General features: G+C 63.9%; 20 protein-coding genes. 10 read left to right on the top strand and 10 right to left on the bottom strand.

What is annotated here, in order from left to right; genetic code table 11:
* Window positions 1–20: 20 nt before the first annotated feature.
* From OO12_RS07275 to flgB, 3 genes are read right to left on the bottom strand one after another with little or no spacing between them, the layout of a single operon-like run.
* Window positions 21–701 carry a flagellar hook assembly protein FlgD gene (locus OO12_RS07275; RefSeq protein WP_034157942.1) on the bottom strand — a complete coding sequence of 227 codons (681 nt, stop codon included), beginning with the start codon at window positions 699–701 and terminating at the stop codon, window positions 21–23.
* 2 nt (window positions 702–703) lie between these two features.
* The gene (gene flgC, locus OO12_RS07270) at window positions 704–1,114 is read right to left on the bottom strand and encodes a flagellar basal body rod protein FlgC (RefSeq protein ID WP_034157941.1); all 411 of its coding nucleotides are present in this window, start codon (window positions 1,112–1,114) and stop codon (window positions 704–706) included.
* 3 nt (window positions 1,115–1,117) lie between these two features.
* Window positions 1,118–1,471 carry a flagellar basal body rod protein FlgB gene (gene flgB / locus OO12_RS07265; protein ID WP_034157940.1) on the bottom strand — a complete coding sequence of 118 codons (354 nt, stop codon included), beginning with the start codon at window positions 1,469–1,471 and terminating at the stop codon, window positions 1,118–1,120.
* Window positions 1,472–1,526: 55 nt separating this feature from the next.
* Between flgB and OO12_RS28460 the strand changes: the two genes are divergently transcribed.
* The 10 genes from OO12_RS28460 to OO12_RS27405 all read left to right on the top strand — a co-directional run bounded on the left by OO12_RS28460 (window position 1,527) and on the right by OO12_RS27405 (window position 9,108).
* The gene (locus tag OO12_RS28460; protein WP_160296753.1) at window positions 1,527–1,691 is read left to right on the top strand and encodes a hypothetical protein; all 165 of its coding nucleotides are present in this window, start codon (window positions 1,527–1,529) and stop codon (window positions 1,689–1,691) included.
* The gene (locus OO12_RS07260; protein ID WP_034157939.1) at window positions 1,688–2,380 is read left to right on the top strand and encodes a motility protein A; all 693 of its coding nucleotides are present in this window, start codon (window positions 1,688–1,690) and stop codon (window positions 2,378–2,380) included. The genes OO12_RS28460 and OO12_RS07260 overlap by 4 nt, the downstream gene beginning before the upstream one ends.
* Window positions 2,377–2,907, top strand: coding sequence for a flagellar motor protein MotB (locus tag OO12_RS07255; RefSeq protein ID WP_052215611.1), 531 nt, complete (start codon window positions 2,377–2,379; stop codon window positions 2,905–2,907). The genes OO12_RS07260 and OO12_RS07255 overlap by 4 nt, the downstream gene beginning before the upstream one ends.
* A 44-nt stretch (window positions 2,908–2,951) precedes the next feature.
* Entirely contained in the window at window positions 2,952–3,497 is a 546-nt protein-coding gene (locus OO12_RS07250) for a flagella basal body P-ring formation protein FlgA (RefSeq protein WP_052215610.1), read from the top strand.
* 89 nt (window positions 3,498–3,586) lie between these two features.
* Entirely contained in the window at window positions 3,587–3,886 is a 300-nt protein-coding gene (gene flgM / locus OO12_RS07245; RefSeq protein ID WP_034157937.1) for a flagellar biosynthesis anti-sigma factor FlgM, read from the top strand.
* Window positions 3,873–4,190: a flagellar protein FlgN gene (locus OO12_RS07240; RefSeq protein WP_034157936.1), complete on the top strand. Its 318-nt coding sequence runs from the start codon at window positions 3,873–3,875 to the stop codon at window positions 4,188–4,190. Before flgM ends, OO12_RS07240 begins: the two co-directional genes overlap by 14 nt.
* A gap of 98 nt (window positions 4,191–4,288) precedes the next feature.
* Complete coding sequence (locus OO12_RS07235; RefSeq protein ID WP_034157935.1) at window positions 4,289–5,197, top strand: flagellar protein FlgJ; 909 nt, start codon at window positions 4,289–4,291, stop codon at window positions 5,195–5,197.
* A 3-nt stretch (window positions 5,198–5,200) separates the two neighbouring features.
* Complete coding sequence (gene flhA, locus OO12_RS07230; RefSeq protein WP_200887399.1) at window positions 5,201–7,282, top strand: flagellar biosynthesis protein FlhA; 2,082 nt, start codon at window positions 5,201–5,203, stop codon at window positions 7,280–7,282.
* Window positions 7,279–8,028, top strand: a complete 750-nt coding sequence (locus tag OO12_RS07225) for a sigma-70 family RNA polymerase sigma factor (protein ID WP_034157934.1) — start codon at window positions 7,279–7,281, stop codon at window positions 8,026–8,028. The genes flhA and OO12_RS07225 overlap by 4 nt, the downstream gene beginning before the upstream one ends.
* A gap of 420 nt (window positions 8,029–8,448) precedes the next feature.
* Window positions 8,449–9,108 (top strand): FkbM family methyltransferase, encoded by a 660-nt coding sequence (locus tag OO12_RS27405; protein WP_160296752.1) that lies wholly within the window; start codon window positions 8,449–8,451, stop codon window positions 9,106–9,108.
* Between the two features lie 7 nt (window positions 9,109–9,115).
* Here the strand turns inward: OO12_RS27405 and OO12_RS07215 are convergent, their stop codons facing one another.
* From OO12_RS07215 to OO12_RS07185, 7 genes are read right to left on the bottom strand one after another with little or no spacing between them, the layout of a single operon-like run.
* Complete coding sequence (locus OO12_RS07215) at window positions 9,116–11,782, bottom strand: hypothetical protein (RefSeq protein ID WP_034157933.1); 2,667 nt, start codon at window positions 11,780–11,782, stop codon at window positions 9,116–9,118.
* Window positions 11,783–11,797: 15 nt separating this feature from the next.
* A complete protein-coding gene (locus tag OO12_RS07210; RefSeq protein ID WP_152616301.1) occupies window positions 11,798–13,888 on the bottom strand; it encodes a hypothetical protein in 2,091 nt (696 codons plus the stop codon).
* Window positions 13,873–14,358, bottom strand: a complete 486-nt coding sequence (locus OO12_RS07205) for a DUF6950 family protein (protein WP_034157931.1) — start codon at window positions 14,356–14,358, stop codon at window positions 13,873–13,875. Before OO12_RS07205 ends, OO12_RS07210 begins: the two co-directional genes overlap by 16 nt.
* Entirely contained in the window at window positions 14,343–14,936 is a 594-nt protein-coding gene (locus tag OO12_RS07200; RefSeq protein ID WP_034157930.1) for a hypothetical protein, read from the bottom strand. Before OO12_RS07200 ends, OO12_RS07205 begins: the two co-directional genes overlap by 16 nt.
* Entirely contained in the window at window positions 14,920–15,591 is a 672-nt protein-coding gene (locus OO12_RS07195; protein WP_034157929.1) for a hypothetical protein, read from the bottom strand. Before OO12_RS07195 ends, OO12_RS07200 begins: the two co-directional genes overlap by 17 nt.
* Complete coding sequence (locus OO12_RS07190; RefSeq protein WP_034157928.1) at window positions 15,588–18,362, bottom strand: hypothetical protein; 2,775 nt, start codon at window positions 18,360–18,362, stop codon at window positions 15,588–15,590. The genes OO12_RS07195 and OO12_RS07190 overlap by 4 nt, the downstream gene beginning before the upstream one ends.
* A complete protein-coding gene (locus OO12_RS07185; protein WP_052215608.1) occupies window positions 18,355–18,594 on the bottom strand; it encodes a hypothetical protein in 240 nt (79 codons plus the stop codon). Before OO12_RS07185 ends, OO12_RS07190 begins: the two co-directional genes overlap by 8 nt.

The raw sequence follows: 18,594 nt of genomic DNA, 5'->3' as shown, positions 1-18,594 counted from the left end.
ATACTCCTGATTTAAGTCGTTCAGCCGATCTGGCGGACGGCGGTGATGGGAACCTGGCCGATGCCGGGCAGGGTGAGGATGGGGCTGCCGGTTGCCGGCATCGAGACCGCCGCGACCGGCGCCCAGACGAGCGAACGGCTGACGACGGCGCTATTGTCCTTGGCGGCGGTGACGACGACCTTGAACGGGCCGCTGCCGGCATCGGCGCCGGCGTCGGTCTTGCCGTTCCAGTCGTAATTGACCGTGCCCTTGGACTGAGCGCCGAGCCGCATCGTCTTCAGCACCTGGCCATCGGCCGACTGGATCGAGACATTGACCTGTGTCGCGTCGCCGTCGAGCTCGACCGCCCCGGCAATGCCGCCCGCGGTGCGGCCAAAGGCGACATCGCCCTGGGTCAGCACGGTGCGGCCGACAAAGGCGAGCGCATCGCTCTTGCTGGTGCCGGCGAGCTTGTCGGAAATCGCCTTCAGCGTCGTGTTCATCTCGCTGATGCCAGCGACCGAAGAGAATTGCGCCATCTGGGCGACCATCTGCGTATTGTCGACCGGCGAGAAGGGATCCTGGTTCTTCAACTGCGCGGTCATCAGCTTGAGGAAATCGCTTTGCCCGAGCGTCGGGGACGATGATGCCGCCTTGTTGGCGTTGCTGTTGGTCGTGCGGTTGATGCCGAGATTGGTCAGCGTGGTATCGAAACTGCTCATGATCAGCGGCCCAGTTTGAGGGTGTCGAGGATCAGCGACTTTGCGGTCTGCATCACCTCGACATTGTTTTGGTAACCGCGTGCCGTCTCCATCATGTCGACCAGCTCACGGGTTTCATCGACCGCGCTTTCCCAGACATTGCCGTCCTTGTCGGCCATGGGGTGCGACGGGTCATAGCGCTTGGTGGGGGCTTCCCCGGCATTGACGATGCTCTCGACATTGACCGTCGCGAGTCCCGTCGCCTTGTCATATTCGGTACGGAACACCGGCTTGATCGTGCGATAGGCGCCGGCCTCGCTCGAGGCGATCGATCCGGCATTGGCCAGGTTCGACGCGGTGGTGTTCATCCGCACGAGCTGTGCGGACATCGCCTTGCCGGCGACCTGGAAAATGGTGAGCGGGTTATCGGCCATGGCTTATTCTCCCCGCAACGCGCGTGTGATCGTGCTGATGCGTCCGTTCAGGAACGAGAGCGTGGTTTGATACTGGACCGCATTCTCGGCGAAGGCGGTCTGTTCGGTCGACAGTTCGACCGTGTTGCCGTCGATCGACGGCTGCATCGGGTTGCGATAGCGCACGGCGTCGCTCATCCCGTTGGCGGAGAGTCCCCCCGGACCCTCCGCCGCCTGGAGCGCAACCTGGAAGTCCAGATCCTTCGCCTTGAAACCCGGCGTGGAGGCGTTTGCGATGTTCGAGGCAAGCAGCCCCATGCGTTGCGAACGCACCTGGAGCGCTGCTCCATGAACCCCGAAAAGACTGTTCTCGTTCACCGTATCGGTCTCCGCACCTTGTTGTGCGCGGACAGCTAAGCAATGGCCGTGCCAAATGACGATGCGGCTGTCCCGGGCGGCCAAACGGCAAGCGGGCGGCAGCGAAAGCGGCAAGGCATTGCCGGTTGGCGGCAAGGATTACCGGTCGCAGGCGCCGCCCGGCAAGCGCGGCACCACCGCGATGCAACTGGCCCATCCCTTGCAATACCCGCGTCGATGACATCCGCACCCGCACTCGCCCAGACGCTGGGCCCGTTCCTCGATCCTGCCGCGATCGCCATTGTCGGTGGCGGTACGCTGATCGCCGTCATGCTACGCACGCCACTGCGCGACCTGGCCGGTGCGGTTGGGGCGCTGGGCAGCCTGGTGCGCCGTCGCTTCGACGCGACGCCGTTGCTCGACCAGATCGCCGCGCTTGGCCGGATCGCGCGCCGCCACGGCGTGATGGCGCTCGACCGATCAGTGATCGCCGATCCTGATGTCGCCACCGCGGTTGCCGCGATCGTCGATGGCGAGGGTCCCGAAGCGGTCGCGACGATCATCCAGCATTGCCGCCGCGCGCGGATCGAGCGCCAGCTTGCCGCGGTCGAGGTGTGGACCGGTGCGGCGGAAGTTGCCCCCGCGATGGGCATGATCGGCACGCTGATTGGCCTGGTCGCAATGTTCACCCGGATGACCGATCCGAGCGCGATCGGCGCAGCAATGGCGATCGCCTTGCTCGCCACACTGTACGGCGCGGTCATCGCCAATCTGGTCGCCGCACCGATCGCCGCCCGCCTCAAGCGCCGCGCGCGGATCGAAGCGTTCGAGCGCACCAGGCTGGAAGCGCCATTGATCGCACTTGCCGCACGCGAGCGCCCGCGCACGGGCGTGCTGGCAACCGCTGTCGATTTGGTCAGCGTGGCATGACGATCGACGATTTCCCGGAAGAGACGCCAGGCCGGCCGGTCTGGCTGATGACGCTTGCCGATCTGGCCTTGCTGCTGGTCGGCTTTTTCGTGTTCGTCCAAGCAGCGCAACATCTCGACCAGAAGGCGCTGGCCAAGGGCATTCGTGACGGCTTCGGCGCTCCCGCGCTGGCGCCCGCGCCACCCGCCGAGCCGATGCCGGTCGCCGCTGCCGCGATGCTCAACTTCGCCCCCGGCTCGGCCGCCTTGCCCGCATCACCCGCCGGCCTGATCGCCTGGGCGCGCGAAGTGACCCGCGACCCGCGCGTCACGCTGAAGATCAGCGGCAGCACTGATGGCAGCGCGACCGATGTCGATGCCGGCACCGGCAGCGGCGCGGTGCTCGCCGTCGACCGTGCCCGCGCCGTCGCCGCCGAACTGGCGCGCGCGAAGATCGTCGCGCCGGGCCGCATGACCATCGTCAACACCACCACCGCCAATCGCCGCTCGGTCGTCGTGACCCTCGGCTTTGCCGGAAACCGGCAATGATTGGCCGCCCGGCAACCCGTTTCTGCCGCTTTGGAGAAAAAGCCATGTCCCGTTCGCGCCTTATCGCGATGCTTCCTGCCCTGTTGATTGCCGCGCCCGCACTCGCCGCGCCCGCCTTTCAGGATACCGTCTCGCTCGACCGCGCCGTTGCCGCCTTTACCGGGCGTGGAATCGGTGACGAGGGCGGCGCGCGCAGCGTGGTCGATGCGCGGCTCAAGCTCGCGCAATGCCCGACCGTGTCTTTATCCTGGCGTTCCGACGCGCATGACGCGGTGGTCATCACCTGCACCGGACCGCAATGGCGCGTGTTCGTGCCGGTCCGCTTCACCCCGAGCGAACCACGCAAGATCGCACCGCAAGCCGTTGCGGCGGTGATTCCCGCCGTGAAGGCCGACCCTGTCATCAAGCGCGGCGACCCGGTGACGATCGAAGCCGGATCTCCGGGCTTTTCGATCACGCGCGACGGCGTCGCAGCGGGCGATGCGGCACCTGGCGCCCGCTTCCTGGTCAAGATCGATGGTGGCCGGGCACCGGTTCAGGCCGTGGCGGTGGCGAGCGGCCGTGCGACCCTGCCCGGCTGGGCTGATTGATCATTACCAGCTGGCCCGAATAATTTTCGTAAAGGTTTGGCGGATGCGGTCGTTTATCCCTGTGTGGCATGACCCGGAAAGGGGTGAACATGGTGGATCCTCTAGGCGTAAAGCCTGTCCAGACCAGCGATCGCGGCGTTGCCCCGGTCGCGCGCGTCGTGGCGCCGGCCGTCGTGCAAAAGTCGACCGGACCGGAAACGGAGGCGGTCAGCCAATCCTCGCTGGCGATCGCCGCGAAGGAATTTTCCGCCAAGCCGCCTATCAATTCGGAGCGCATCGCCGAGATCCGCAAGGCGATCGCCGACGGGCATTTTCCGATCTATCCCGCGCAGATCGCCGACCGGTTGATCGCGGCCAAATTCGAATGGACTCGCAATGACCCGGCGTGACGCCCTGATCGGCGTGATCGATTCGCTCCATGTCGAGATCGCCGCACTGAAGGCGAACGACATCGATGCGCTGGAACGCGCAACCCAGGCCAAGCTGGCCGGGCTTGAGACGATCGCTGCCATGGGAACCGCGCCGGTCGGTCCCGAGTTGCGCGAACTGGCCGAGGAAGCCAATCGCCTCAATGAAACCTGTCGCATCTATGTCAATCTGATGGCGGCAAATGTTCGCCGCCGCCTGCAAACTTTGACCGGCGATGCCGGCGGCGGTTACCGGCCAAGTGGCGGCGTCTCCGTCTACGCGTAAGGGCATGATGCCGGCCACGCGTTGAACGCTCCTAAATTACAGAAATGGCACGCTCCTTGCTGATTGATCCCTGAATAAGGGCAATCAGCCGAGGACCGATGAGTTTCAATCCGTTCGCCATCACCGGAAACAATTCTGGGAAGAGTTCCGGCGCGTCGGTCCAGTCGGCGATCGCGCAAGCGAGCCAGAAGACCGGGATCGATTTCAACTATCTGATGGGTCAGGCGCAGCTCGAAAGCGGGATGCGCACCAATGCGCGTGCGAGCACGTCGAGCGCGTCGGGCCTGTACCAATTCATCGACCAGAGCTGGCTGCGCGTGATGAAGCAGCATGGCGCCGAGCACGGCCTGGGCTGGGCCGCCGACAGCATCAAGACGGCCAGCAACGGCCGCATGGCGGTGACCGATCCGGCCACGCGCCGCGCGATCCTCAATCTGCGCAACGACCCGCAGACCGCCTCGCTGATGGCGGCCGAGCATGCCTCCGACAACAAGGATGCGATCGAAGGCGCGCTGGGCCGCGACGCCACCGGCACCGACCTTTATATGGCGCATTTCCTCGGGCTGGGCGGGGCGCGCTCCTTTCTCGGCGCGATGGAGGCCAATCCCGGCCGCAGCGGCGCGAGCATGTTCCCCGCCGCCGCCCGCGCCAACCGCAACATCTTTTACGCGTCGAACGGCCAGCCGCGCTCGCTCGAGCAAATCTATAGCCGCTTCGCTGCCAAGCTCGACAAGGGCGCCAGCATCGCCACCGGCGCGACCAATGGCGGCGCGAGCGACGGTTTCGCAATGAAGCCGGTGACAATGGCATCAGCGCTGGAAATCGACGGCGCGACGGTCATTCCGGGTGCGGGCGAAAGCGGCGACAATGCCGGGGCCTGGGCCAAGGCGACGCTCGACCAGATCAACGGCAGCGCCAACCGCCAGACGCAGAGCGCCAGCCTGATGCGGCCGACACCGAATACCGCGCGGCTCGCCTATATGATGCTCGCGAGCCTGGGAGCCTAACGCATGGCCATCGCTCTCAAGCCACGCGGCATATTGCCGCTGCTGCGCAGTTCCGCTTTGCCGCTCGCGACGTTGCTGCTCGTCATCCTGATGGTCGTGCCGATCCCGACCTTCCTGCTCGACGTCTTCTTCATCATGAATATCGCGATCAGCCTTGCGGTGCTGATGGTCGCGCTCAACGCCCAGAAACCACTGGATTTCTCCGCTTTCCCGACCGTGTTGCTGTTCGCTACCCTGTTCCGGCTCGGTCTGAACGTCGCCTCAACCCGTGTCGTGCTCGGGCACGGGCATGAAGGTGAAGCGGCGGCGGGTCATGTCATCGAGGCATTCGGCACCTTCGTCATCGGCGGTGATTACATCGTCGGCCTGTTCGTGTTCGCGATCCTGGTGATCATCAACATGATCGTGGTGACCAAGGGCGCCGGGCGCGTGTCGGAAGTCTCGGCACGTTTCACCCTCGATGCTTTGCCCGGCAAGCAGATGGCGATCGACGCCGACCTCAACGCCGGCCTGATCACGCCCGAAGAGGCCAAAGCGCGCCGCATCGAAGTGTCGACCGAAGCCGATTTCTATGGCTCGATGGACGGTTCGTCGAAGTTCGTGAAGGGCGATGCCGTCGCCGGCCTGCTGATCCTGTTCGCCAATATCGCCGGCGGCCTGATCCTTGGTCCGGTCAGCCATGGCATGTCGATCGGCGCCGCGGCGCAAACCTATGTCCTCCTCGCGATCGGCGATGCGCTGGTTGCGCAGCTTCCGTCGCTGATCCTGTCGATCGCCGCCGCCGCGATCGTCACCCGCGTCACCTCCAGCCAGGATCTGGCCGGCCAGATCGGCGGCCAGTTCGCCTCGGCGCGCACCTGGACCCCGGTTGCGGTGATCCTCGGCCTGCTCGGCATCATGCCCGGCATGCCGCACTTCATCATCCTGCCCGCCGCCGGCATCGCCGGTTTCGCCGCCTGGAAGCTCAACCAGCAGGCCAAGCGCCCCGCGCCGGTCGAAGTCGCCGCGGTCGAACCGGTCGATCAGTCGAAGATCGGCTGGGACGAAGTCTCCGACCATATGCAGGTCGTGCTCGACATCGGCTACGGCCTTGTGCCCCTGGTCGACGAACGCCGCGGCAGTCCGTTGATGGGCAGAATCACCGGCGTGCGGCGTCAGTTGTCGAAAGAGCTGGGCTTCGTCGTGCCGCAGGTCCGCGTGCGCGACGACATCAACCTGCCGCCCTTTGCCTATCGCATCAATGTCGGCGGCGTCACCGTCGGCGAGGACAGCGTCTCGCCCGACGAGATGCTCGCGCTCGACACCGGCCAGGCGGTCGGCACACTCAACGGCAAGCGTGCCAAGGATCCGACCTTTGGGCTCGATGCGGTGTGGATCGCGCAAGGCGATGCCGATGCCGCGACCGGCGCCGGTTATCTCGTGGTCGATCCCGGCACCGTGGTCGCGACACACCTCAACCATCAGCTCGGTGCGCATGCCGCCGAATTGCTTGGCCCCGACGAAGTGCAGAGCCTGCTCGACGGGCTGAAGGATCGCGCCGCCAATCTGGTCGCCGCGCTGTCGCCTAACCCCTTGCCGCTGACCACGCTCACTCAAGTGCTGCGGGGCCTGCTTGCGGAGAATATACCGTTGAAGGAGTTCCGCCGCATCGCCGCCGCGATCGCCGTCGCCGCGCAGAAGACACCCGATGCCGACGAAATCATCGAGATGATTCGTCCCGAGCTTGGCGGCCTGATCATCCAGAAACTGTGCGGCGTGCGCGAACCGCTGCGCGTGATGACGCTGGAAGGCCAGCTCGAAGGGCTGCTCGGCCAGGCCGTGCGCTCCGATCCATCGCGTCGCCACACGATCGAGCCCGATCTCGGCCGCCGCATCGTCGATGCGCTGCAGCGTGCCGCGGCGCCATTGGTCGCCGACGCCAAGCCGTTCGCGCTGGTCGTCCAGCCGGCGATCCGCGTCGCGATCCGCAAGCTGGTGCGCACTATATTGCCCGACACGCCCGTCATGAGCTTCTTCGAAGTGCCGGAGGAAAAGGCCGTCGAAGTGGTCGCGGTGATCGGTGCGCCGGAGGCACTGGCAGCATGAGCGCACATCCCCTCCCCGCCGCCTTCGCTGACGCCGCGCCCCTGACCTATGGCCGCAGCGGTGCTGCGCCCGACCTCGACAAGCTGGCGCGCAAGCATTTGCCACTGGTCCGACGCATCGCCTGGCACGTCCATGGCAGCATGAGCAGCCTGGTCGAAGTCGAGGACCTGATTCAGATCGGGCTGGTCGCCCTGGTCGAGGCAGTCGCCGGCTTCGAGGATCGCGGCCAGGTGACGTTCGAACACTATCTCGTAACGCGTGTGCGCGGGTCGATGATCGATGCGCTGCGCCGCCAGGCGACGCTGACGCGCGGCGCGATGCAGCGAAGACGTGCCTTCAACGAGGCGATCAAGACGCTGACCACCGAAACCGGTCGCGCGCCGACCGAGACACAGATTGCGGAGAAGCTGGGCGTGACGATCGAAAAACTCAGGATCGACTATGCGACCGCCGAGCCGCTGCGCTTCGAGCCGATCGACGAACTCTATAGCGACGACAAGCCCTGGTTCGCGAGCGACGATCCCGATGCGTTCGAACAGCTTGCCGAATCCGATCTGCGCGACACGCTGATCGCGGCGATCTCCGCACTGCCCGAGCGCGAGGCGCAAGTGGTGCAGCTCTATTATGTCGAGGAATTGAACCTGGAGGAGATCGGGCTGGTGCTCGGGGTCGGCGCGGCGCGGATCTGCCAGATCAAGGCGTCGGCACATGCCCGGCTGAAAAAAGCCCTGGCGCGGCAGGTTTAGGACGGATCGACGAGCCGCTATCCGATGCGAGTCGCGGCTTCCATCGCACCGCTGTTTTCCGCTGTTATTCCGACATGAAAAACGCACCCCATGTTATGTTGGATGTGGAATGCAAATTTATCATTACATTATAATAGCTTATTGTACAACACCCCTGTTCCGATAGCAGGGGTGGAACCGCGCATAACAGCTGTAGCGGGTCAAAAGGTTCGAGAGTCTTTGACAAGAGGTTCGGGAGCACTCGAACAATGGTTGAGCCTACGATCAGAAGGCTCTCAATGGCCTCTGATCGTGGCAATACAGCACTTCCGTTGCGGCGCGTCGCACGCGCTGATACACGCCCCGCCCATGACATTGTGGTCCCATATCTCGCGCGTTGCGCACCGCTCAGATTCTATCGCGCCGCGACTTGCAGCGAGATTGAAGCTCGCTGCATGGCGTCGAGAGGGAGAGCCGGAGCTGGGGCTGGTGCCGGCGCTTGCCGACCGTTCGAAGGTCGCAATCGATATTGGCGCTAACTGGGGTCCATACAGTGGAACGCTGATCGGGCGCTGTTCCTCGGTCATCGCCTTCGAGCCCAACCCGAAAATGGCTCGCCTGTTCCAGCGCGCTTGGCCAAACATCAGGGTCGAACAATGCGCTCTCTCCGATGTGGAAGGCACGGCCACTCTGCGTATGCCGATCAGCGAAAATGGCCACGTTATGCCGGGCTATGCGTCGATCAGTGACGGCGTGACGTTTGACCGCGAACAAACAGTCGAAGTCGACGTGCGGCGCCTGGACGATTTCCAGTTCCAGAATGTCGGATTTATCAAGATTGACGTCGAGGGGCACGAGTTGGCTGTTTTGCGCGGAGGCTGGGAGACGATCAAACGCGACCGCCCGAACCTCCTTATCGAGACCCAGGCCAGCCACTGCGAAGGATGCCCCGAAGCCGTTGTCGAACTTCTGGCGACGCTCGGCTATGCGGCCACCTTCCTTCATCGGGGCCAGAGCATGCCGTTCAGCGCGTGGAGCCCGCGATTGAGGGCGGCGATCTATGACGGGCCGATCAATATGTTTGCCTTCCGGCAAGCCTAGCGCTCTATCAACCACGGTTCATCGCCTCGTAGATAACGCGGCGAGCGCTGTTCTTCATTTTCGTGTGCGGGTGGATCATGTCACCCAGCCCGAACCCGTTCTTGACCACAGTACGGTTGCACTGGACTCGCCCGATGTAATCGATCGGATCGCGCAGCCCCAGCTTAAGCGCGATGTCGAAGCAGGCGTCACGATAGAGCAAGCGGTTGGTCTGTTGGGTCGGAAAGACACCAGCTGCCGGATAATTTGCCCACTGGTGGAACGGCGTCTGCATCCAGATCAGCATGTCCGGATTATCCGTCATCAGCGCATCGATCATGCGGGTCATCACGCCGTAAAAGCTGTCGGGCGCAACGTCTCCCCAAGCCCCAACCACAAAAGCGCCGCCGACGTTCGTATCATTGATGGCATCGTGCATGACGACGCCGTCATAGCCTTTGCCGATCAGCCGGTTCTCGAAGCTCCATTGCGCCGCACCCGCGCCGAAGCGGTCAGTCAGCTCTGCGGCGGTGGCCCCGATGGTCTGATTTTCAACTGAAAGCCCCGTGGGACCGGACGTTTTCCATTGAACGACCGAGCCGCCGATCGCCAGATTGTCATAGGTGCACTGGAGATCGGCCATCGCTTGCTGAAGGTGGCCCACATCGGCGGCATTGCCGCCGCCGGACGCCGTGGAAATACTCGACCCGGTAAGCGCAATCTTCTTGTTCTTCAGCGGCAGATCGGGGGCGCGTGCGACGCTGCTCGGGAGATTGCCCAGGGAGTCCGTGCGCGGGCGCGAGTTAGGCCCATCATAGGCGCTGTTCTGCGGGCCATCGACGATGCGAACGCTGTAGATCAACCGGAAGTGAGCGCCACTGCTCGCCGCGGAGAAGGATCTGTCGAACGCCGCCGTGGTAAGATCAACGGGCGCGACGGAGACGAAGTAAGCATCGTCATATTCATGCCCCCCGCCCGTGTTCGTCCCGTACGGAAAGCCAAACCCCGCAGGTCCACGGACAAATAGCATATCACCCGCTTGCACCGTCGCATCCAGATCTTTGAAAACCAGCGGTTCGGTCGTGGTGGTGCCGGCAAGGGCCGTCAGTGGCCACTCGCCAAGGTTGGCGACCGGATCATAGGTGATCGCGGCGCTCGACAGCCCTGCCGGTGGAACAGTGCGCGGTCGATAGACCGCAAGCTGAAGCGTTGGCGTGCCAGCCGGAATGGCGGCCCCCGCACCCAGCGAAATTTCGACCAAGCGGCCGCCCCGCGTAAATCCTGGGGCCGCGCCGTTATAGGTCGCAGCGGCGAAGTTTGTAGTGTTGCCGAAGGCAAAAGTGCTTGCGGGCTTGAGCGAGCCGTAATTGTCGGTCTTGTCGAATTTGTTGACCCGGAAAACGCGTGATCCAGATTCCTGTGTGATCGCGAGATCGCCGACAGAGATTTTCTTGCCCGCATAGAGCGGAAGGTGCGCGCCCTTGATTCGGGCGTCCGACTCCAGCGCCGGAACGCCGAACGCCGCACCATACCAGTCGCGCGTAACGATCAACGAAGTGGTGGTAGTGGTGAAGGCGATCTGCGGTCGGAGATTGGTCTGTGATGCGTATCCGGTTGCACCATAGTTCAACCCGACAGTGAGGCGCGCGGCACCGGGACCGACGCTCGAAGTCTTGGTAGAGATAGTTCCCGCTGGCACCGCGAAATAGGCAGGCCCGTTCGCATTCGTCGATGCGCTGTCCCAAATGGCAATCACATCGCCAACCGCCATGACTCCGCCATCAGTCAACGGGATAGCGATGGTCGTGATGCCGGTTGCAGCCGCCGCTTTGAGGCCCGATGCCCAAGTGACCTTGTAATCGCCGCCGCCCAGATCGCGCATGATATAGGCTTCGACCGTGCGGCCGGCCAAGGCTGTGTTGTGCTTGACGGAAAACGAGGTGAGATAACCTTCGACTGTCGCTGCCGCCGCAGCATCAAACATGATCCAGATACCGCCAATCGCTCCGGTGCTCGTGTCGTTGGTCTGTCCTTTTGCCTCGGTGAGGACTGTCGAAGGCGCGATGCGCTGCGCGGAGCGCAGGAACGAGGCGGTAATTCCGCCCAGGACCTGAATGGCGGGGAGATTAGCCACGGCCGTCGCCACACTGGTAAGCGCCGGGACAAGAGTATTGATGTTCTCGATCGCTGCGCCGACCGCGTTTACGTTCGCAATATTAGTAATGATGGGCGCCAAATTCGCGGCCGCCAGAGCCGATACCGCCAGCGCGACCGCATTGACGAAGGTTTCCTCCGTCGTACCAACGGGCACATAGCCGGTCTGGATCGCGACTTCGTAGAAGCTCAAGCCATCGGCGCCGGTCGCGCCGCTCAACATCAAGCCGGTCGGGTCCCATCGTCCAGTGCCCGTGCCGCCGACCTTGATATAGATCCCGTTGCGGATACCATCGTTCCAGACGATGCCCAGCGCCGGGGCTGCCGGCGTCAGATTGGTGTCGAGTGTCGATCTAAGCGCGGTGACGACTACGGCATTATCGGCGACGAAGGCCGCCGCCAGCTCCGTAATCGCGCTGTCGATCTCCCGGCCGATCGCCCGTATGTCCGACTTGACCGGTTCATGCAGGCCGCTGGACGCCACGCCATCGGTCGAGAAATCTCGATAAGCCCGCTGAATCAGCTGCGTGATTCTGCCCATTTCACTCCTTCCTCTTCAACTGATCGTCGCCATGACGGGTCCGGTCAGCGCCGACTGACCGCCCGAGCCATCAAAGGCCCGCGCCCAATAATATTGCGCCCCGGAAGAGAGGCCGGTGTCGGTCACTGGCATGAGTTGCCCCAAGCCGCCGACGATGTTTCCGCCGAGCTGCGTCGCCGTCCCGAAAACATTGGTCGAGGAATGATAGAGCCGCGCATAGGCAAGCTGCGGGCTCGTCGGCATGCGGAAGCTCACATCCGCCTTGCCGACACCGCCCGTCGCGCTCAGCAAGCTAGGTGCGCCCAGCGTGGCGGCGTTGGCGGTTGGCGTTATCGTATTGGTGGCATAGGCGCCCGCGCGGCCGGTAATCGTCAAGGCTCGCACCCGCACGGTGAAGAGAGTGCCGCTGTCCACCGGGCCGCTCCGGGCCGTCCGGGAATCATTGTCCACCAGCATCGGCACCCAGTCGCCGCCCGCGCTGGGTCGATAGCTCGCCTCCCAGGAGAAATCCGGTCGGTCGGGATCGTCCCAGCTCGCTGCGATCGCCACGCCGCTGGCCCCGCCCAGGGCGATCTGAACCGCGCTGAGCGAAAGGCCGGTCGGCGCGGCAAGCGGCGGCGGCGGCGGCGAATCGCCCGGCGCGGTCGGCGGGACACCTTCGTCGGTCGCCGCATCGAACTCCCAGTCCTCAGGCTTCACTTCGTTGAGCGTTGCCTCGACCGTCATGTCCGCGAAGTTTATGCGCAGGCCGCCGACCATGAAGTAGCCGGTCACGCCCAGCTGCGCCGACACAAGGCGGCAGAAACGCTCGCCGATCATGTTGAGCCCGTAAAGGTTTGTCAGCACCGTGATGTGCCATCGGTCGCCCATGCGTGCGAACGACAACTTGCCGAGCCGGACCGCCTGATTGTGGTGGGGGGCGTAGAAGGCTTCCAGCGCGTCGGGGTCGGCGTTCGGATCGACCGGCGAATTCGGGTCGGAGATCGTCGCGCTTTCCTGCTCGCGATAGCCTAGCGCCGGCTCGGTATAGAGCACCTTCATCGCGTTCAGCCGCTGCTGTGCCTCCGGACCCAACGTCGCCGTCAGGGACAGGATATGATCGTCGGTCAGCACGACGGTTGGTTCCTCGAACCGCCCGACCATCAGGTTGAAGAGGCCTTTCGCATCCTGCCAGCAAAAGCCGTCACAGGCCTTCAGCATGTCAGTCAGCACCGTCTTGCGCTCCGTCGATACGAGCGAATAGCTCGCCCAGAGACGCCAGCGCGCGATGGTTTCGCCGGAATAGGTCAGGACGGTTTCGGCGGCGTGGGCGGCCTCCTGGGCGATGTTCGTCCAGTTCACGCTGCCATAGCCCCGGCCATAGCCGTCAGGATGCGCGAAATAATCGGCGATCACCAACGGGGCGCTGTCGCTCCACTCCCAAGTCGCAGGATTGCTCAAGCGGTGCGGCCCGGTGCCGTTGACCGTGAAGCCGGCGCCGTCATCAAAGATGACCGCAGTCGAATCCCTGCGGGGATCATAAAGCTTCGCGGCTTTCCGCACCTGGCTGTAAACCGGCATCTGGCCATTGAAGGCTTCGGTGAAATGCTCGGCCTTCACAGGGTCACATATGATTCCGGCATGGGCGCAGCCGCGTTGACGGTGCGCCGAAGTCCATTGCGGGAACCGCGCAGTAATCTGGCCAATCGCCGACTGATCCGCCGCGCCGTTTCGCGTGTAGACATGGATCGCGCCGTGATAGCTCGACCCTTGGACAGTGCCGTTTCCGGACAAGCTCACCGTCTTGTTGTTGATGCGGTGTTCCAGGATCTCGCTGTCCTCGCCCGTTCCCAACGTCACGACGATGCCAAGTCTGCCGTTCGAACTCTCCAGGAAGGTGCGCTGGCCGCCGCTATGCACGATCCCGTACCGGCGCCACCGCGAGCCGATCGCCTCATTGACGTTCTGCTGTCCGTCGCTCGGTCGCGGACCCTTCGGCCCGATGCCAAGCAGGTTCCCGATAATCCCGGTGGAAACCGGAATGCCGATCGCGTTGAGCAGCGCGCCGCCGCCCAGGCCGAACGGCCCCACCAGAAGGGAGATGGCCGCTCCTATGGCTTGGGGCATGGCACGCTCGGGATCACTGACCACGCGGCTATGGGACGCGCGGGTACGATCACGACCTCGTAATCGCCCTTCGCCGCCCAAAGCGAGCGGTGCTCAAGAACCTGACCTCCTACGATCGCATCGACGTGGCCGACGCAGATCGCAACGGTCGGGCCGGCCGCCAGATCGACCAAGCCGACATCGCCGCGCCGTGGCGCGTCCGTCGCCGGACAGCCGAGTTGCCCAAACACGGTCGCGCACACTGTCTCCAGACCGCCCGACGCGAGGATAAAGCGCAGCGCGTCCACCTTCCCCGTGAAGATCAGCGGCGGGGTGAATACGAGGCCGCGCGCCCGCTCGACATAGGCAAGCACCGCCAGGCCGCAATTGTCCGTCGCCCAGTCGAACGGCTCGGATGCCCAGCGACGCAGGACGCCCGCGACGGCATCAACGGGATGCTCATTGGCGGCCGCGTTCAATAGTCCGGCCATGTCACCACCTTGTTGACCAGGGTGCCGGTGAATTCGAAGCCGCGATCACCGGCAAAGCGGTGTTGCTGGTCCCGGTCGGTATACATCGCGTAGTTCGGCCGGGAGCGCAGCGCGAACACCGATTCCGCCGCGATCGAGACCGAATGCTCGCCGCCCTGCTCTATGGTGAAGGTCGGCGTCAGGCAGCGGCCAGCCCACATCGGAAAGGGAAAATCCAGCGGACGCTGATTGTCCGGGTCCGTGTCGTCAGGCTCGCCGAAGAATTGGACCAGCACGGTCGCCAGTCGTCCATCGACCTCCGGTTTGAACTCGTCCCGCGCCAACCGCACGATTCTCTGATCGACCCCGGACAGGGTGAAGGTCGCGACTGGAGCTTCACCGTTCACAGCCTGCTCGATACCGGTCACGCTGCCGAGCTGGCCGATCGCCGACCAGGTCGCGTTGTCCTTCGTCTTCAAAAGGCCGTTGCCGCGCCACAAGCGCATGGGCTGTGTCGTGAAGTCGAAATGTATGAGATAGGCGGCCTCGACTTTAGTCCCGGCCAAGCTGGCCGCGATCGTCTCAGGAAAGAGGCTCATCAAACGCCTCCTCAAATTCGAGCGTGGGACTGCCGAACCGACCTCGCTGGAGCATCAGCTGGCCGGTGTCATCGTCGAGCAGGCGCGCAATCATCGTTGGCCGGAGCTTGAGCGGCTCGCCCGCATAGTCTGTGCGCAGGCTGGGGCTGAATCGGATCGTCGCGACCGTTCCCTCCCAGGTGACCCCGATTGCGAGATAGAGGTGGTCAGCCAGCCCGAAATAGAGTCCGCCCTGGAGCAGCTGGCCGTATCCGCCGAAGTCGGCGGTGATCGTGCGGCCGCCCTGGGTGCCGGTCACCAGCACGCCCGACAGGTCGTTGACCAGATAGAGCGCGCCGTCGGAAAATTCGGTGCCGTCCGAATGCGGCGACCCGCCAGCACTTAACGCAGCGTCGTTCGCTGCGAACCACAGGTCGAACAGGGGCACGCGGACCGTGTTCGCCCGGCCTTCCAGCGCGCCGAGCAGCGCACGATACGCAAGCACTTCGTCGCCGTGCAGGCCTTCGAATTCCAGGGTGAGCCCGAACGGCGGCCGGATGGCCGGCACCGATTGGGCGAACTCGGACAAGCTCTTGCTCAGCCCATAGGTTTTGCGCGGCGGGCGAACCTGCACATTGGTCGCCTCCAGCACTGCGGGCCAGTCGATATGGCTCATCGGCGCCTCGCAATATGGTCTTTGACACGGTCACCGACGACGCTGTCGTAGCTTGCCAGGCCCTGGCGCACGCCAGACGTGACCATCGCCTCGATCTCGGCGTTGCCGCGCGCGCCGGAGACACTGACATGGAGGTAACTGGGACCGCTTTTTTCGCTCCCTCCGGCCGCGCGTAGCGCGGAATTGGGCAGCACACCGATCCCGCCCGACGTGGCGAAGATCGGCTCCGGCCCTGCCTCACCGACGATACCGAAGCTGCCGTTGGGAATGAGGCCGCCATCGGCAAACATGCCGGCGAAGAGGTTACCGAGAGAGGAAAAGAGGCCGCCAAGGCCACCGCCGCCACTGCCGCCACCGATCGATAGCCCGCCACCGCCTCCGCTTCCGCCGAGCGCCTCCAGCAACGGCTTGATCAGCACCTGTTGAACGGCGATCTGAACCAGCTGAGCAATGATTTGCTTGGCCACGTCCTTGAAGACGTCGCCCAGGGATTTCGCGTTCATGATCACATCACCGAGACCGTCGCTGAGCTTTTCCAGCCCATTTACGGCGACGCCTTCCAACTCATCGTTGATGTTGTTGCCCACGCCCTGAACTTCGCGCCGATAGCGTTCCAGGGGGCTCTCAGTGTCGCGATTCAGCCGCTGCTGATCGAGCGCCTTGAGTTCGGGGAGCTTCGCCAGCCGATCCTTGGCAGCGACCCGCGCACCGTCATCCTTGCTGTACTGGGCGGTCCATTCAAGCTCGGCTCGGAGCTGCTTGTACTGCTCGTCGAGGATTTTTTGCTCGATCGCGCGCCGCTCGGTCCGGACATCGGTAAGCGACGCTTGCTTCTCCAGCAATTCGCGCTCGTTGCTCCATTGCGCCTGGGCGACCTCAAGTGCCTGGCGTGACAGTTCCTCTTGCCTGCGATGTTCAAGTAGCTGCCGCTCCAGGCTATCTTTTACTGCGAGCGCGGCAAGCAGCTTTGCCTTTTCGGCCTGGGTATACTCTCTGTTGGCTTCGATACGGCGTTTATGCTCGGCAGTCGCGATTTCCAGGCCTTGAAGCTCAAGCCGGTATCGTTCCTCGGCTGTATCACCCATTCGCTTCTGGATGTCAGCCGCCGCCTGTTGAAGCCCGGCCAGATCGCGCGAGTAACGTTCAACGCGCTGGTCTTCTTTTTCCTTCGCCCTGGCCGCCCTCTCGGCCGCCTGCGCTTTGCGACGCTCCGCTTCCTCGGGCGATGCGCCGCCCTCCCAGGCAACATGGAAATGATCGTTATGGTCTCCAGGCTTGTCCGCCGAACGACCGGGGCCGAAGATCTGCTTGGTTCCACTGGCGTTGCGTCGGATGGTGACGCCGGCATCTTCAAGGATCTTCTCAACTTCGGCCGTGGTGTACGTGCCCATGCCCCCTTGGGGAACGAAATCGATCCCGCGACCCTTGTAATGGTCGCTCTTCGCCCCGTGTTTCCCGCCAGTGGTCGAGGTGATCCGGACGCCCGGGAATATGTCCTTCAGCAGCGCGGTCATGTCGCCGACGCTGGCGTCGGCCGACGCCGAGGAACCCGACCCACGGGCGCTCTCCCGTGCCGTTTTCAACGCCGCCTCTTCCTGAAGTTTCAGGGCGGTCAGACGGGCGGTCAGCTTATCGACATCCTTGATCGTGTCGTTCGCCCCCTGCTTCAATGCAGCGAACCGTTCCCGAATTGCCTTGGTAGGGTCTGCGTTAATATCGGATCGCTGGTCGGCGAGGTTGATGTTCGCCTCGCTCGCTTGCTTTCTCAGGTCGGCGATCCGCGCCTCATTGTCCTTGATCCTCTGCTCGGTCGCGGTCAGCTGGCCCTGAGTATACGCGCCGGCCGCGCCGCCCGTGCCCTGGCCCGCATTGCCAGTAGCGGACGCCCGACGCGCTTCGAGTTCAGCCGCCAATTTGGTGCGTGTTGCCAACGCCTTTTTCAGCTCCGCGTCCGCGCTCTTCGTGGCGGCCTCGGCTTGTTGAAGTGTGGTTTCGCGGGCCTTGGCCTGTTCGCCATTATAGTCGCGCAGCGCCGCGATCACTTCCACGATGCTGTGCTTGCTGCGGTCAAGCTTCTGGGCGAGCGTCTCGTTCGCATCGCCCGTTTTCTTGGCGGCGTCCTCGGCACCAAACAGATTGCTGATCAGCGGCAACAGGATCATTGCGCCAGCTGTGATCCCCATGCCCCAGGGACCGCCCATGAACGCGGCAAACCTGCTGGTGCCGCCAGTCATCAGCTGAACAGCCTGGACGATCTGCGACGACTGCGACGCAAAGATCTGCATCGGGCGGGCGCCCATCGAATACATAGTCGACATATCGCCGAGGTTCATCGTGAGCTGCTGGAGGCCGGCGCGTTGCGCACCGGTTACCGCGACCACCTGTTTGCCCGCATTGTTGAGCAGCCCCGCCGAGGTGGCGCTCTGCCGCATGGCATCGACATATTGCTTATGCGAAATGGCTCCGGCGTCGAGCGCCTGGCGCGCCAACTGGGCCTCACCGCGGAACTTCTGCAAAGCGCCCCAGGCCGGGTCAATCTGAGCCTTCAGCCGCGAAACTTCGCGCGAATATTCCGCCGTCTTGCTCCCCGCACTGCTTGCGCTGGAGCCGGTATCGTCCAGCGCCTTGCTCAGCTTGGACGCACTGCCCGATGTGGCATCGAGCGTGCGACCGAGACCCTCGCTTTTGCCCTTCGCGTTCGTGATGCCGGCATCGAGGCCGCGATCGTCCGTGCGCAAGACGAGCAGCGCTTCACCGAGTTGCTCAGCCACCGCTTAAAGCCTCCTGAGAAGGCACTACGGAAACGCTGATACCCATCGCCGCCAGCTGGCCTGGATTTGCAGCACGCCCGCGCGACCGGCCCCGTTCGCCGTTTTGGCCGGAGGCGGTATCGCGAAGGCGGCGCATCATCCGCTGCGCGTCGTCCTGGTTGTAGCTGCCAGCGCCGAGCGCAGCCGAATCAACGGCCGCCATCTGCTCTTCGGCTTGCAAACGCGGCAGCAT

Source organism: Sphingomonas sp. ERG5, assembly GCF_000803065.1.
Classification (GTDB): domain Bacteria; phylum Pseudomonadota; class Alphaproteobacteria; order Sphingomonadales; family Sphingomonadaceae; genus Sphingomonas.
Note: the sequence above shows the minus strand (reverse complement) of the source record. Positions and strands in the feature narration are given on the sequence as shown.

Coding starts and splice junctions, on each gene's coding strand:
- OO12_RS07215 (WP_034157933.1), bottom strand. CDS start 11,782: ATGGGCAGAATCACGCAGCTGATTCAGCGGGCTTATCGAGATTTCTCG.
- OO12_RS07225 (WP_034157934.1), top strand. CDS start 7,279: ATGAGCGCACATCCCCTCCCCGCCGCCTTCGCTGACGCCGCGCCCCTG.
- OO12_RS28460 (WP_160296753.1), top strand. CDS start 1,527: ATGACGATGCGGCTGTCCCGGGCGGCCAAACGGCAAGCGGGCGGCAGC.
- flgM (WP_034157937.1), top strand. CDS start 3,587: ATGGTGGATCCTCTAGGCGTAAAGCCTGTCCAGACCAGCGATCGCGGC.
- OO12_RS07260 (WP_034157939.1), top strand. CDS start 1,688: ATGACATCCGCACCCGCACTCGCCCAGACGCTGGGCCCGTTCCTCGAT.
- OO12_RS07200 (WP_034157930.1), bottom strand. CDS start 14,936: ATGAGCCTCTTTCCTGAGACGATCGCGGCCAGCTTGGCCGGGACTAAA.
- OO12_RS07250 (WP_052215610.1), top strand. CDS start 2,952: ATGTCCCGTTCGCGCCTTATCGCGATGCTTCCTGCCCTGTTGATTGCC.
- flhA (WP_200887399.1), top strand. CDS start 5,201: ATGGCCATCGCTCTCAAGCCACGCGGCATATTGCCGCTGCTGCGCAGT.
- OO12_RS07255 (WP_052215611.1), top strand. CDS start 2,377: ATGACGATCGACGATTTCCCGGAAGAGACGCCAGGCCGGCCGGTCTGG.
- OO12_RS07235 (WP_034157935.1), top strand. CDS start 4,289: ATGAGTTTCAATCCGTTCGCCATCACCGGAAACAATTCTGGGAAGAGT.
- OO12_RS07275 (WP_034157942.1), bottom strand. CDS start 701: ATGAGCAGTTTCGATACCACGCTGACCAATCTCGGCATCAACCGCACG.
- OO12_RS07240 (WP_034157936.1), top strand. CDS start 3,873: ATGACCCGGCGTGACGCCCTGATCGGCGTGATCGATTCGCTCCATGTC.
- OO12_RS07205 (WP_034157931.1), bottom strand. CDS start 14,358: ATGGCCGGACTATTGAACGCGGCCGCCAATGAGCATCCCGTTGATGCC.
- OO12_RS07195 (WP_034157929.1), bottom strand. CDS start 15,591: ATGAGCCATATCGACTGGCCCGCAGTGCTGGAGGCGACCAATGTGCAG.
- OO12_RS07185 (WP_052215608.1), bottom strand. CDS start 18,594: ATGCTGCCGCGTTTGCAAGCCGAAGAGCAGATGGCGGCCGTTGATTCG.
- OO12_RS07210 (WP_152616301.1), bottom strand. CDS start 13,888: ATGCCCCAAGCCATAGGAGCGGCCATCTCCCTTCTGGTGGGGCCGTTC.
- flgC (WP_034157941.1), bottom strand. CDS start 1,114: ATGGCCGATAACCCGCTCACCATTTTCCAGGTCGCCGGCAAGGCGATG.